This window comes from Enterobacteriaceae bacterium Kacie_13 (assembly GCA_013457415.1).
Classification (GTDB): Bacteria; Pseudomonadota; Gammaproteobacteria; order Enterobacterales; family Enterobacteriaceae; genus Rahnella.
On sequence record CP045665.1, the window covers coordinates 170463 to 185362 of the forward strand.

A 14900-nucleotide genomic window follows, 5' to 3' on the forward strand; every position below is an offset into this window, starting at 1 on the left:
ACTATTTCTGAATTCTAGGAACACTTGAAATGTCAATCACTAAAGAACAAATCATTGAAGGCGTTGCAGCTCTGTCTGTAATGGAAATCGTTGAACTGATCTCCGCTATGGAAGAAAAATTCGGCGTTTCTGCTGCTGCTGCTGTTGCAGGTCCTGCTGCTGCTGCTGAAGCTGTTGAAGAAAAAACTGAATTCGACGTTGTTCTGGCCGCTGTTGGCGCGAACAAAGTTGCAGTTATCAAAGCTGTTCGCACCGCGACTGGCCTGGGTCTGAAAGAAGCAAAAGACCTGGTTGAGTCTGCTCCAGCAGCTCTGAAAGAAGGCATCAGCAAAGACGACGCTGAAGCTCTGAAAAAATCTCTGGAAGAAGCTGGTGCTTCTGTTGAAGTTAAGTAAGTTTAACTTCCCGGAGTGCAGTCTGTCCTAACAGACTGATGGCTGGTGACTTTTTAGTCACCAGCCTTTTTGCGCTATAGAGTGTCAGTGGTGTTTCACACTGTTTGAGCACTGAACTACTCTAATATCTCTTCTTGAGACGCCTTAATATATTGATGCCGCTTGCTATGGCTCATCCATAGATAATGCACAACGAAATGATTTAAGAGTGATAGAAACAGATATTGCGGAAAGCGTCTCTGCTTTCCGGTCGACATAAACGGTGTTGCATGAACTGTCCTTCTCAGGGCAGACAAGATTGGGTCACTGATCAGCGAGCTGAGGAACCCTATGGTTTACTCCTATACCGAGAAAAAACGCATTCGTAAGGATTTTGGTAAACGTCCACAAGTTTTGGACATTCCCTTTCTCCTTTCTATCCAGCTTGACTCGTTCCAGAAGTTTATCGAGCAAGATCCGGAAGGCCAGCACGGTTTGGAAGCTGCATTCCGTTCTGTATTTCCAATCAAAAGCTACAGCGGCAATTCTGAGCTGCAATACGTTAGCTACCGTCTTGGTGAGCCAGTATTCGACGTTAAAGAATGCCAGATCCGCGGTGTAACTTTCTCTGCGCCATTGCGTGTGAAACTGCGTCTGGTTATCTACGAACGTGAAGCACCAGAAGGTACGGTCAAAGACATCAAGGAACAAGAAGTCTATATGGGCGAAATTCCGCTCATGACCGAAAATGGTACCTTTGTGATTAACGGTACTGAGAGGGTTATCGTATCTCAGCTTCACCGTAGTCCAGGCGTATTCTTTGACAGTGATAAGGGTAAAACCCACTCATCGGGTAAAGTGCTGTACAACGCACGTATCATCCCTTATCGCGGTTCATGGTTAGATTTCGAGTTCGACCCGAAAGATAACCTGTTTGTACGTATTGACCGTCGCCGTAAATTACCAGCGACCATCATTCTGCGTGCATTGAGCTATACCACAGAACAGATCCTTGACCTGTTCTTTGAGAAGGTGACTTACCAGATCCGCGACAACAAGTTGCAGATGGAACTGGTACCTGAGCGCCTGCGCGGTGAAACAGCCTCGTTTGATATCGAAGCTGATGGCAAAGTCTATATTGAGAAAGGCCGCCGTATCACTGCTCGCCATATTCGTCAGCTTGAAAAAGACGATATTCAGCGCATCGAAGTTCCTGTTGAGTACATCGCAGGGAAAGTAGTTGCTAAAGACTACATCGACACCAATACCGGTGAGCTGATTGTCCCTGCGAACATGGAATTGTCTCTGGATCTGCTGGCGAAACTGAGCCAGGCCGGACACAAAACAATTGAAACGCTGTTTACCAACGATCTCGATCATGGCGCGTACATGTCCGAGACCATCCGCGTCGACCCAACCAGCGATCGTTTGAGCGCATTGGTTGAGATCTACCGCATGATGCGTCCTGGTGAGCCGCCAACGCGTGAAGCAGCTGAGACTCTGTTCGAAAACCTCTTCTTCTCTGAAGATCGTTACGACCTGTCTGCTGTTGGCCGTATGAAGTTCAACCGTTCTCTGCTTCGTGATGAAATCGAAGGTTCAGGTATCCTGAGCAAAGACGACATCATTCAGGTGATGAGAAAGCTGATCGGCATTCGTAACGGCCAGGGCGAAGTGGATGATATTGACCACTTAGGCAACCGTCGTATTCGTTCTGTCGGCGAAATGGCTGAAAACCAATTCCGTGTTGGTTTGGTCCGTGTTGAGCGTGCTGTTAAAGAGCGTCTGTCTCTTGGCGACCTCGACACTCTGATGCCTCAGGACATGATCAACGCTAAGCCGATTTCGGCTGCGGTGAAAGAGTTCTTCGGCTCAAGCCAGCTGTCACAATTTATGGACCAGAACAACCCGTTGTCTGAGATCACGCACAAACGTCGTATCTCTGCATTGGGCCCGGGCGGTTTGACCCGTGAACGTGCTGGCTTTGAAGTTCGAGACGTACACCCGACGCACTACGGTCGCGTATGTCCTATCGAAACGCCAGAAGGTCCAAACATCGGTCTGATCAACTCCTTATCTGTCTATGCGCAGACGAATGAGTATGGTTTCCTGGAAACCCCTTACCGCCGTGTGCGTGAAGGTATGGTTACCGATGAAATTAACTACCTTTCTGCCATCGAAGAAGGCAACTTTGTTATCGCTCAGGCGAACTCCAACCTGGATGACGAAGGCCACTTCCTGGAAGATTTAGTCACTTGTCGTAGCAAAGGCGAATCAAGCCTCTTCAGCCGCGACCAGGTTGACTACATGGACGTTTCTACCCAGCAGATCGTATCCGTTGGTGCTTCACTGATTCCATTCCTGGAACACGATGACGCCAACCGTGCATTGATGGGTGCGAACATGCAACGTCAGGCAGTTCCAACTCTGCGTGCTGATAAGCCGCTGGTAGGTACTGGTATGGAACGTGCTGTTGCGGTTGACTCCGGTGTTACTGCCGTTGCCAAACGTGGTGGTACTGTTCAGTACGTGGATGCATCCCGTATCGTTATTCGTGTTAACGAAGAAGAGATGAATCCTGGCGAAGCAGGTATCGACATTTATAACCTGACTAAGTACACCCGTTCTAACCAGAACACCTGCATCAACCAGATGCCGTGTGTGAATCTGGGCGAACCAATCGAGCGCGGCGACGTGCTGGCAGATGGTCCGTCGACAGATCTGGGCGAACTGGCACTGGGTCAGAACATGCGTGTCGCGTTCATGCCTTGGAACGGTTACAACTTCGAAGACTCCATTCTGGTCTCCGAACGTGTTGTGCAGGAAGATCGCTTCACGACCATCCATATCCAGGAACTGGCATGTGTGTCCCGCGACACCAAGTTAGGGCCTGAAGAGATCACCGCTGATATCCCTAACGTGGGTGAAGCTGCGCTCTCCAAACTGGATGAGTCCGGTATCGTGTATATCGGTGCTGAAGTGACCGGTGGTGACATTCTTGTCGGTAAAGTAACGCCTAAAGGCGAAACTCAGCTGACGCCAGAAGAGAAACTGCTGCGTGCGATCTTCGGTGAGAAAGCGTCTGACGTTAAAGACTCTTCTCTGCGTGTACCAAACGGTGTTTCCGGTACGATTATTGACGTGCAAGTCTTCACCCGCGATGGCGTGGAAAAAGATAAACGTGCGTTAGAAATCGAAGAAATGCAGCTGAAGCAGGCTAAGAAAGACCTGACTGAAGAGCTGCAGATTCTGGAAGCAGGTCTGTTTGCACGTATCCAGTCTGCGCTGGTTGCTGGCGGTGTTGAAGCCGATAAGCTGGGCAAATTGCCTCGCGATCGTTGGCTCGAACTGTCATTGACTGACGAAGACAAACAGAATCAGTTGGAACAGCTTGCTGAACAGTACGACGAACTGAAATCCGAGTTTGAGAAAAAACTCGAAGCTAAACGTCGTAAAATCACTCAGGGCGATGACCTGGCACCAGGTGTGCTGAAAATCGTTAAAGTGTATCTGGCCGTTAAGCGTCAGATCCAACCTGGTGATAAAATGGCAGGCCGCCACGGTAACAAAGGTGTTATCTCCAAGATCAACCCGATCGAAGATATGCCTTACGATGAAAACGGGACTCCTGTTGATATCGTACTGAACCCGCTGGGCGTTCCATCACGTATGAACATTGGTCAGATTTTAGAAACCCACCTGGGTATGGCCGCGAAAGGTATTGGTGAAAAAATCAATGCCATGCTTAAGAAACATGAAGAAGTTTCTAAGCTGCGCGAGTTCATCCAGCGTGCCTATGATCTGGGCGACGACGTACGTCAGAAAGTTGATCTGACCACCTTCACCGATGATGAAGTATTGCGTCTGGCTGAAAACCTGAAAAAGGGTATGCCAATTGCAACACCAGTCTTCGACGGTGCGAAAGAGACAGAGATCAAGCAACTGCTTGAAATGGGCGGCGTCCCAACCTCTGGCCAGATCACACTGTTTGACGGCCGTACCGGCGAGCAATTTGAGCGTCAGGTTACCGTCGGCTACATGTACATGCTGAAACTGAACCACCTGGTTGACGATAAGATGCATGCGCGTTCTACCGGTTCTTACAGCCTTGTTACTCAGCAGCCGCTGGGTGGTAAAGCACAGTTCGGTGGTCAGCGCTTCGGTGAGATGGAAGTGTGGGCACTGGAAGCATACGGTGCCGCTTATACCCTGCAGGAAATGCTGACTGTTAAGTCCGATGACGTGAACGGCCGTACCAAGATGTATAAAAACATCGTGGATGGCGATCACCGGATGGAACCAGGCATGCCGGAATCCTTCAACGTATTGTTGAAAGAGATCCGCTCTCTGGGTATCAACATCGAGCTGGAAGACGAGTAAGTACTCGAATTCGCACTGATCACAGGGGCACCTGTCTGTTTAGCAATAAACATCAGGTGCCTAACAGGTCTAACCCGACGGGAGCTAATCCGTGAAAGACTTACTAAAGTTTCTGAAAGCGCAAACTAAAACCGAAGAGTTTGATGCGATCAAAATTGCTCTGGCATCGCCAGACATGATCCGTTCTTGGTCTTTTGGTGAAGTTAAGAAGCCAGAAACCATTAACTACCGTACGTTCAAACCAGAACGTGACGGCCTTTTCTGCGCCCGTATTTTCGGACCAGTAAAAGACTACGAATGCCTGTGCGGTAAGTACAAGCGTTTAAAACATCGCGGCGTGATCTGCGAGAAGTGCGGCGTTGAAGTGACCCAGACTAAAGTACGCCGTGAGCGTATGGGCCACATCGAACTGGCTTCCCCGACTGCACATATCTGGTTCCTGAAATCGCTGCCATCGCGCATCGGTTTGCTGTTGGATATGCCACTGCGTGACATCGAACGTGTTCTGTACTTCGAATCCTATGTGGTTATCGAAGGCGGCATGACTAACCTCGAAAAACGCCAGATCCTGACTGAAGAGCAGTATCTGGATGCGTTGGAAGAGTTTGGTGATGAATTCGACGCGAAGATGGGTGCAGAAGCTATCCAGGCCCTGTTGAAAAACATGGATCTGGAAGCAGAGTGCGAGCAACTGCGTGAAGAGTTGAATGAAACCAACTCCGAAACCAAACGTAAAAAGCTGACCAAGCGTATCAAGCTGCTGGAAGCGTTCGTTCAGTCTGGTAACAAACCAGAGTGGATGATCCTGACTGTGCTGCCGGTACTGCCGCCAGACTTGCGTCCATTGGTTCCGTTGGACGGCGGCCGTTTTGCAACGTCGGATCTGAACGATCTGTATCGTCGCGTAATCAACCGTAACAACCGTCTGAAACGCCTGCTGGATCTGGCTGCGCCAGATATCATCGTACGTAACGAAAAACGTATGCTGCAAGAAGCGGTAGATGCTTTGCTGGATAACGGCCGTCGCGGTCGTGCAATTACCGGCTCTAACAAGCGTCCGCTGAAATCTCTGGCAGACATGATTAAAGGTAAACAGGGTCGTTTCCGTCAGAACTTGCTGGGTAAACGTGTCGACTACTCTGGTCGTTCCGTTATCACCGTAGGTCCATACCTGCGTCTGCACCAGTGTGGTCTGCCGAAGAAAATGGCACTGGAACTGTTCAAACCGTTCATCTACGGCAAATTGGAGCTGCGTGGCCTCGCCACCACCATCAAAGCCGCTAAGAAAATGGTTGAGCGTGAAGAAGCTGTCGTTTGGGATATCCTGGACGAAGTTATCCGCGAACACCCGGTACTGCTGAACCGTGCACCAACCCTGCACCGTTTGGGTATCCAGGCGTTTGAACCGGTTCTGATCGAAGGTAAAGCAATTCAGCTGCATCCGCTGGTTTGTGCGGCATATAACGCCGACTTCGATGGTGACCAGATGGCTGTTCACGTACCGCTGACGCTGGAAGCCCAGCTGGAAGCACGTGCGTTGATGATGTCTACCAACAACATCCTGTCACCTGCGAACGGCGAGCCAATCATCGTTCCTTCTCAGGACGTTGTATTGGGTCTGTACTACATGACTCGTGACTGTGTTAACGCCAAAGGCGAAGGCATGGTTCTGACCGGTCCTAAAGAAGCTGAGCGTATTTATCGCGGCGGTCTGGCCTCTCTGCATGCGCGTGTCAAAGTGCGTATTACCGAAGAGATCAAAAATACCGAAGGCGAAGTTACGCACAAGACGTCGATTATCGACACGACTGTAGGTCGCGCCATCCTTTGGATGATCGTACCAAAAGGTCTGCCGTTCTCTATCGTCAACCAGCCTCTGGGTAAAAAAGCTATCTCCAAAATGCTGAACACTTGTTACCGCATTTTGGGCCTGAAGCCGACCGTTATTTTTGCTGACCAGATCATGTACACCGGTTTTGCTTACGCTGCTCGTTCAGGTGCGTCAGTAGGTATCGATGACATGGTAATCCCTGCTAAGAAAGCAGAGATCATCGAAGAAGCAGAAACCGAAGTTGCTGAAATCCAGGAGCAGTTCCAGTCTGGTTTGGTGACCGCGGGCGAACGCTACAACAAAGTGATCGATATCTGGGCTGCAGCGAACGAACGTGTTGCTAAAGCAATGATGGAAAACTTGTCTGTGGAAGACGTCGTCAACCGTGACGGTGTTGTTGAACAGCAGGTTTCCTTCAACAGTATCTTTATGATGGCCGACTCCGGTGCGCGTGGTTCAGCAGCACAGATTCGTCAGCTGGCCGGTATGCGTGGCCTGATGGCTAAGCCGGATGGTTCCATCATTGAAACGCCAATCACAGCGAACTTCCGTGAAGGTCTGAACGTACTCCAGTACTTCATCTCCACTCACGGTGCGCGTAAAGGCTTGGCGGATACCGCACTGAAAACGGCTAACTCCGGTTATCTGACCCGTCGTCTGGTTGACGTGGCGCAGGATCTGGTTGTGACCGAAGACGACTGTGGAACTCACGAAGGCATCATGATGACTCCGGTCATCGAAGGTGGCGACGTTAAAGAACCACTGCGTGAACGTGTACTGGGTCGTGTGACTGCAGAAGATATCCTCAAGCCGGGTACGGCGGATATCCTGGTTCCACGTAACACCCTGCTTCATGAGAAGACGTGTGATCTGTTAGAAGAGAACTCCGTCGACAGCGTGAAAGTACGTTCAGTCGTAAGTTGCGAAACTGACTTTGGTGTGTGTGCAAACTGCTACGGTCGCGACCTGGCACGTGGTCACATCATCAACAAAGGTGAAGCGATCGGTGTTATTGCAGCACAGTCCATCGGTGAGCCGGGTACCCAGCTGACGATGCGTACGTTCCACATCGGTGGTGCGGCATCTCGTGCGGCAGCAGAATCAAGTATTCAGGTTAAGAACACTGGTACGATTAAACTGAGCAACCACAAGCATGTTAGCAACTCTAACGGCAAACTGGTTATCACGTCGCGTAACACTGAGCTGAAATTGATCGACGAATTCGGTCGTACCAAAGAAAGCTATAAAGTGCCTTACGGTTCCGTGATGGGCAAAGGTGATGGCGCATCTGTTAACGGCGGCGAGACCGTAGCTAACTGGGATCCACATACAATGCCAGTTATCAGTGAAGTGAGTGGTTTCATTCGCTTTGCCGATATGGTTGATACTCAGACCATTACACGTCAGACAGATGACCTGACCGGTTTGTCTTCTCTGGTGGTTCTGGATTCTGCAGAGCGTACTGGTAGCGGTAAAGACCTGCGTCCGGCACTGAAAATCGTTGATGCTAAAGGCGACGACGTATTGATCCCAGGTACAGATATGCCTGCTCAATACTTCCTGCCAGGTAAAGCGATTGTTCAGCTGGAAGATGGTACGCAGATCCACTCTGGTGACACCCTGGCGCGTATTCCTCAGGAATCCGGCGGTACCAAGGACATCACCGGTGGTCTGCCACGCGTTGCTGACCTGTTCGAAGCACGTCGTCCGAAAGAGCCTGCAATCCTTGCTGAAATCAGCGGGATCATCTCCTTCGGTAAAGAAACCAAAGGCAAACGTCGTCTGGTAATTTCTCCGTTGGATGGCAGCGATGCTTACGAAGAAATGATCCCTAAATGGCGCCAGCTGAACGTGTTCGAAGGCGAAATTGTGGAACGTGGTGACGTCGTATCCGACGGCCCTGAGTCTCCGCACGACATTCTGCGTCTTCGTGGTGTTCATGCGGTTACCCGCTACATCACCAACGAAGTGCAGGAAGTTTACCGTCTGCAAGGCGTTAAGATTAACGATAAACACATCGAAGTTATCGTTCGTCAGATGTTGCGTAAAGGCACCATCGTTAGCGCTGGTGGCACAGACTTCCTGGAAGGCGAGCAGGCAGAAATGTCTCGCGTTAAAATCGCTAACCGTAAGTTGGAAGCTGAAGGCAAAATCACGGCAACATTTAGCCGTGACCTGCTCGGTATCACCAAAGCCTCTTTGGCGACCGAATCCTTCATCTCCGCTGCGTCGTTCCAGGAAACCACGCGCGTTCTTACCGAAGCGGCAGTTGCCGGTAAGCGTGATGAACTGCGTGGCCTGAAAGAGAACGTTATCGTGGGTCGTCTGATCCCAGCCGGTACCGGTTACTCTTACCATCAGGAACGTGCTCGTCGTAAAGCTCAGGGCGAAGTACCAGTTGTTCCGCAGGTGAGCGCGGATGAAGCAACGGCTAACCTGGCTGAACTTCTGAACGCAGGTTTCGGTAACAGCAACGACGAGTAATCGTCTTCTGTCGAAACGTATAAAGCCGCTCCTTCTGGAGCGGTTTTTTTTTGTCTGAATTTTGTGAGTGAGTGTGAGAACTGAAGGAATTGGAGGAGCCGGAACAAGGTACTGGACGATACCCGTTCCGGCTGTTTTGGAAGCAGCGCCGGGATGAATGGCGCCGGCCGGTTGCGAATGTGCAGCGGCAAACGCACAGTAATACGGCCGCTAATGATGCGCGAGAGGCAAAATTCAGTTATGGAATCTGCATTCCTGAGAGTTTATCGGTTTGCTTTCCGTCGACATTTTCCTGCGAGGCACGCCCCAAAAAGCTGTCCCAGTCTTTCCACACCGGTTGAAGTCCTGCCTGCATTAAGGCTGAGGCAACCCGCTGCGGTGAACGGTTGTCATGTGGCGCGAATTGCTCCAGCTCGGGGTGATCGTCCGCATACCCGCCAGGTTGTGTTTTGGATCCGGCGCTGACAGTGTTGATCGCCAGAGGGATAACATGATCGCGAAAGTAGGGCGACTCGCGCGTCGATAGAGAAAGCTCGACGTCAGGAGCCAGCATCCGGAATGCGCATATCAGCTGCACCAGCTGGTTTTCATTCAGCAGAGACGCCGGTTCTATCCCGCCGGTGCAAGGTCGCAACCGTGGAAACGCCACCGAGTAGCGGCTTTGCCAGTAGTTTTGTTGCAGATACAGCAAATGTTCGGCCACCATGTAGCTGTCGGTTCGCCAGTTGCCGGAAAGCCCGAACAGCGCACCTAACCCGATCTTGTCGATCCCCGCGCGTCCAAGCCTGTCCGGTGTTTCTAACCGCCAGAAAAAATCCTGTTTCTGGCCACGCAGATGATGCAGCGCGTAAGTCGGTGCATGATAGGTTTCCTGGTAAACCAGCACGCCATCGAGCCCCAGCGTTTTCAATTCGGCGTAGTCTTCCTGCGGCAACGGCTGAACTTCGATCATCAGGGAATCAAAATGGCTGCGAATGGCCGGAAAGTGACGGCGGAAATAGTCCATGCCGACTTTTGTTTTATGCTCGCCGGTGACCAGCAGCAAATGTTTGAATCCCAAAGCGTTCAGCGCTTCGCATTCTCTGCCAATTTCTTCTTCATCCAGCGTTTTACGCTTGATCTTATTACTCATCGAAAAGCCGCAATAGGTACATTCGTTCGCGCACAGATTAGAAAGATATAGCGGCGCGAAGAAATTTACCGTATTGCCAAAACGCTGGCGCGTGAGCTGCTGTGCCCGCTGCGCCATCTGTTCGAGATACGGCAGTGCCGCAGGGGAAATCAGCGCCATAAAATCTTCGCGCGTGACTTTATTGCGGCTCAGCGCCCGTTCGACATCGCTGGCGCTTTTACTGTTGATGCGCAGTGAAATGTCATCCCAGTCGAGCGTGGCCCAGACATCAGTAAAATGGTTCATGAGGCTACCAGCGATGAAGTCAGAAAACCGGTCAGCGGGCTGGATGCGCTGGCGTGTCGCTGTCTGCCACCTAAACCGCTTTGTCTGGCGATCACGCCTGCCTCAACCGCCAGACGAAACGCTGTCGCCATGGCCACCGGATCGCCAGCAACCGCAATCGCCGTATTCACCAGTACGGCGTCCGCACCGATTTCCAGCGCTTCGGCCGCCTGACTTGGTGCGCCGATCCCCGCATCCACGACAACCGGCACCCGCGCCTGTTCGATGATGATGTGCAGAAACTCGCGGGTTTGCAGCCCCTGATTAGAACCAATCGGCGCGCCCAGCGGCATCACTGCGGCACACCCGGCTTCTTCCAGCCGTTTACACAGCACCGGGTCCGCGCTGCAATACGGCAATACCACGAATCCCTGTTTCACCAAAATTTCTGCTGCCCTGAGCGTCTCCACTGCATCTGGCAGTAAGTATTTTACGTCCGGATGGATTTCGAGTTTTATCCAGTTCGTCCCTAGGGCTTCTCTTGCCAGTTGCGCGGCAAATACGGCCTCCTCTGCCGTTTTGGCCCCGGAAGTATTGGGCAGCAAACGGACACCAAGCTGTTGCAGCGGCGCGAGAATGTCATCTCCGCCGCGACGCAGATCGACGCGTTTCATTGCCATCGTCACCAGCTGTGAGCCGGATGCAGCCAGTGCCTGCTGCATCAGGACTGCACTGGCGAATTTTCCTGTTCCGGTGAACAGGTGTGAGGTGAAGGTCGTATCAGCAATTTTTAACATGTCATCCTCCGGCTATCGCCTGAAAGAGCAAAATCTGATCGCCGTCTTTCAGTAAGTGAGAAGGCCAGTTATCCCGGGGAATAATGACCTGATTGACAGCCAGCGCGCTGCCTTCAGCACTGAGTGCCAGCAAATTGAGCAGGTCGAGCGGCGTCAGCGGTTCAGTAAAACGGTGCGGTTCGTCGTTAACCTGAATATTCACGCATGGCCTCCGCAGACTGTGCAGGAGGCCGAGCGGGTGAGTTGCAATGAACGCCAGTTTTGTGTTTTTCCGTCGAACAGCCGCAGCTTTCCGCTCAGCGTGCTGGATAAACCCGCCAGTATTTTCAGGGCTTCTAACGCCTGAAGCGTGCCGACAGTACCGACAACTGGCCCCAGTACGCCGGATGTGCGGCAGTTGCGCTGCGCGATTTCTTGATCGGGGTACAGGCAGGCGTAGCAGCCGTGTGCGTAGGGCGCTTCGATAACGAGTAACTGCCCGCTAAATCCCACGGCACTTCCGCTGATTAACGTTTTGCCCGCTGTAACGCATGCCTGATTGACGGAGTGACGCGTATCCATGTTATCGCTGCAATCTAAAACGAGATCGACACTGGCGATAGCATTACGCAACTCCTCGCCGGCCAGTCTTTCCATGAGCGCGACGATTTCACATAACGGATTCAGGCGCAGTAATTCGCGCTTTGCCACCGTCGCTTTAGGTTGATCCAGATCGCCGGTTCGGTAGAGGATCTGCCGCTGAAGATTGGTGAGATGAAGTTTGTCGTCGTCGGCCAGCAGCAACGTGCCGACACCGGCCGCCGCCAGATACAGGGCCGCCGGTGAACCCAGACCACCGAGCCCGACGATAAGCACTTTCGCTGCCGCTAATTTCTCCTGCGCCTGAGAGCCAAACTCTTCCAGCATCAGTTGGCGGCTATAGCGCATAAAGGCCGCATCGTTAAGCATCTTCCGGCACCTTACTGGCGCACAGAGCCAGCAGTTCGGCGGTGGCGGCACGCCAGTCGGGTGCCTGCGTGATCGCACTGACGACCGCAATACTGCCGACGCCGCAGTCGAGAACTGACGGCGCGCGTTCAATGCTGATCCCACCGATGGCTACCGTCGGAAAACTGTCGTTCAGCTGCTTTATATGTCGGGTCAATTCTGTCAAACCCTGTGGTGCCGACGGCATATCTTTGGTCTGCGTCGGGAAGATATGCCCGAGTGCGATATAAGAAGGATTGACCGCTACGGCGCGCGCCAGCTCTGCATTGTCATGCGTCGAAATACCCAGCCGCAAACCGGCCTGATAAATTGCATGAAGGTCGGCGGTGTCCAGATCTTCCTGACCCAGATGCACGCCGTAAGCCTGATGTTTTACCGCCAGACGCCAGTAATCGTTGATGAACAAACGCGCCTGATAGTGCCTCCCCAGCGTAATGGCTTCAATAATGGCGGGTTCGACGTCGGCATCAGGTAAATCCTTCACACGAAGTTGCAGCGTTTTAACGCCCGCCTCCAGCAGAAGGGCAATCCATTCAACAGTATCGACGACCGGATATAAACCGAGATTGAAGGGAACTGACGGAAATTTTTGTGCTGACGTCATCATTTTCCCACCTCTGTGCTCAGATCTGCCGGATGATAAAGCTCGCTGCCCCGCGAACGGAATTCGGCAGACATCTGAGCCATACCGGATTCCACGATTTCAACTGGCTGCGCTTTGGCTTCCAGTGCGGCGGCGTAATCGCGGACTTCCTGAGTGATTTTCATCGAGCAGAATTTCGGTCCGCACATAGAGCAGAAGTGTGCGACCTTACCTGATTCTTGTGGCAGCGTTTCATCGTGGTAGGCGCGTGCGGTGGCCGGATCGAGCGCCAGATTGAACTGGTCTTCCCAGCGAAATTCAAAACGCGCTTTCGACATGGCGTTATCGCGGATTTGTGCGCCCGGATGCCCTTTGGCTAAATCCGCTGCGTGCGCTGCAATTTTATAGGTGATGAGCCCTTGTTTAACGTCTTCCTTGTTCGGCAGGCCGAGATGCTCTTTTGGCGTGACATAACACAGCATGGCGCAGCCGAACCAGCCGATCATGGCAGCACCAATTCCTGAGGTGAAATGGTCATAACCCGGCGCGATATCGGTGGTCAGCGGCCCCAGCGTATAGAAAGGCGCTTCGTGGCAGTGCTCGAGTTCTTCTGTCATATTGCGACGGATCATCTGCATCGGTACATGCCCCGGCCCCTCGATCATGACCTGCACGTCATATTCCCAGGCGATTTTGGTCAGTTCGCCCAGTGTATGCAGTTCCGCAAATTGAGCTTCGTCGTTGGCATCCTGAATCGAACCCGGACGCAAGCCGTCGCCCAGCGAAAGCGATACGTCATAGGCGGCGCAAATTTCACAAATCTCGCGGAAATTCTCGTAGAGGAAACTTTCGCGATGGTGCGACAGGCACCATTTCGCCATGATTGAACCACCGCGGGAGACAATCCCGGTCAGACGTTTGGCGGTCATCGGCACATAACGCAGCAACACACCGGCGTGAATGGTGAAGTAATCAACGCCCTGCTCGGCCTGCTCCAGCAGCGTATCGCGAAACATTTCCCAATTGAGGTCTTCAGCCACGCCGTTCACTTTTTCCAGCGCCTGATAAATCGGCACCGTACCAATAGGTACCGGACTGTTGCGCAGGATCCATTCGCGGGTTTCATGGATATAGCGGCCAGTGGAGAGATCCATTACCGTGTCCGCGCCCCAGCGAGTTGACCAGACCAGCTTCTCAACTTCTTCTTCGATGGACGACGTTACCGCTGAATTACCGATATTGGCGTTCACTTTTACCAGAAAGTTCCGCCCGATGATCATCGGCTCTGATTCCGGATGGTTGATATTAGCGGGGATAATAGCGCGGCCGGCGGCAACTTCCTGACGCACGAATTCAGCAGTGATATTGGCGGGCAGATGTGCGCCGAAGCTTTCACCGGGATGTTGCTGGCGCAGCACTTCGCCCCGGATCCGTTCGCGTCCCATATTTTCGCGGATGGCGATGAAGTCCATTTCAGGCGTGATAATGCCTTTGCGGGCGTAGTGCAACTGCGTGACGTTTTTTCCGGTTTTTGCTTTTCGCGGGCGCGGCAGAAGCTCGAAGCGCAAATGATCTAAACCTTCGTCGGCGAGACGTTGCTGGGTAAAACCGGAGCTGACCTGCGGAAGTTCTTCGGTATCTGCCCGTTCGGCTATCCAGCTGGCGCGGCATTTTGCCAGACCCGCATGGACGTCAATGGATGCTTCAGGGTCGCCGTAAGGCCCGGCTGTTTCATAAACCGGAATCGCTTCGTTTTCTTCATATTGTGGATTGTCTTTACCACCGCCGACCAGTGTCGGGCTGAGCTGGATTTCACGCATGGGAACGCGGATATCTGCGCGGTCGCCTTGCAGATAAATTCGGCGGGAGTTGGGAAATGCTTCGCCCTGCAGACTGTCGATAAATGACTGAGCCTGTGCGCGTTGTTCACGGCGGTTGGTGGGTTTCTTTTCAGAGGTAACGGATTTTTGGGTACTCGACATAGCAAATTCCTCGTGTTTTACGAATAGAAAAAACGTGATGGAAAATTGCTTGTCTGGAGGTTTACGGCAGGAGTAAAAATGGGCGG

9 protein-coding genes are annotated in these 14900 nt (G+C 52.3%); 3 read left to right on the top strand and 6 right to left on the bottom strand.

Translation table 11 applies throughout. From position 1 onward, the window contains the following. The first annotated feature begins 29 nt into the window (after nucleotides 1-29). The 3 genes from rplL to rpoC all read left to right on the top strand — a co-directional run bounded on the left by rplL (nucleotide 30) and on the right by rpoC (nucleotide 9069). Complete coding sequence (gene rplL / locus GE278_00795; GenBank protein QLK59405.1) at nucleotides 30-395, top strand: 50S ribosomal protein L7/L12; 366 nt, start codon at nucleotides 30-32, stop codon at nucleotides 393-395. A gap of 330 nt (nucleotides 396-725) precedes the next feature. Continuing rightward, nucleotides 726-4754: a DNA-directed RNA polymerase subunit beta gene (gene rpoB, locus GE278_00800; protein QLK59406.1), complete on the top strand. Its 4029-nt coding sequence runs from the start codon at nucleotides 726-728 to the stop codon at nucleotides 4752-4754. 91 nt (nucleotides 4755-4845) lie between these two features. After that, nucleotides 4846-9069: a DNA-directed RNA polymerase subunit beta' gene (rpoC, locus tag GE278_00805; GenBank protein QLK59407.1), complete on the top strand. Its 4224-nt coding sequence runs from the start codon at nucleotides 4846-4848 to the stop codon at nucleotides 9067-9069. 238 nt (nucleotides 9070-9307) lie between these two features. Here the strand turns inward: rpoC and thiH are convergent, their stop codons facing one another. Genes thiH through thiC form a run of 6 tightly spaced genes read right to left on the bottom strand, consistent with a single transcriptional unit; the run spans nucleotide 9308 to nucleotide 14814 of the window. Further along, a complete protein-coding gene (thiH, locus tag GE278_00810) occupies nucleotides 9308-10486 on the bottom strand; it encodes a 2-iminoacetate synthase ThiH (protein ID QLK59408.1) in 1179 nt (392 codons plus the stop codon). Then, a complete protein-coding gene (locus GE278_00815; GenBank protein ID QLK59409.1) occupies nucleotides 10483-11262 on the bottom strand; it encodes a thiazole synthase in 780 nt (259 codons plus the stop codon). Before GE278_00815 ends, thiH begins: the two co-directional genes overlap by 4 nt. 1 nt (nucleotide 11263) lies before the next feature. Continuing rightward, nucleotides 11264-11464 carry a sulfur carrier protein ThiS gene (thiS, locus tag GE278_00820; GenBank protein QLK59410.1) on the bottom strand — a complete coding sequence of 67 codons (201 nt, stop codon included), beginning with the start codon at nucleotides 11462-11464 and terminating at the stop codon, nucleotides 11264-11266. Then, complete coding sequence (gene moeB / locus GE278_00825; protein QLK59411.1) at nucleotides 11461-12210, bottom strand: molybdopterin-synthase adenylyltransferase MoeB; 750 nt, start codon at nucleotides 12208-12210, stop codon at nucleotides 11461-11463. The genes thiS and moeB overlap by 4 nt, the downstream gene beginning before the upstream one ends. After that, nucleotides 12203-12856 (bottom strand): thiamine phosphate synthase, encoded by a 654-nt coding sequence (thiE, locus tag GE278_00830; protein QLK59412.1) that lies wholly within the window; start codon nucleotides 12854-12856, stop codon nucleotides 12203-12205. Before thiE ends, moeB begins: the two co-directional genes overlap by 8 nt. Beyond that, nucleotides 12853-14814, bottom strand: a complete 1962-nt coding sequence (gene thiC / locus GE278_00835; GenBank protein ID QLK59413.1) for a phosphomethylpyrimidine synthase ThiC — start codon at nucleotides 14812-14814, stop codon at nucleotides 12853-12855. The genes thiE and thiC overlap by 4 nt, the downstream gene beginning before the upstream one ends. Nucleotides 14815-14900: the final 86 nt, after the last annotated feature.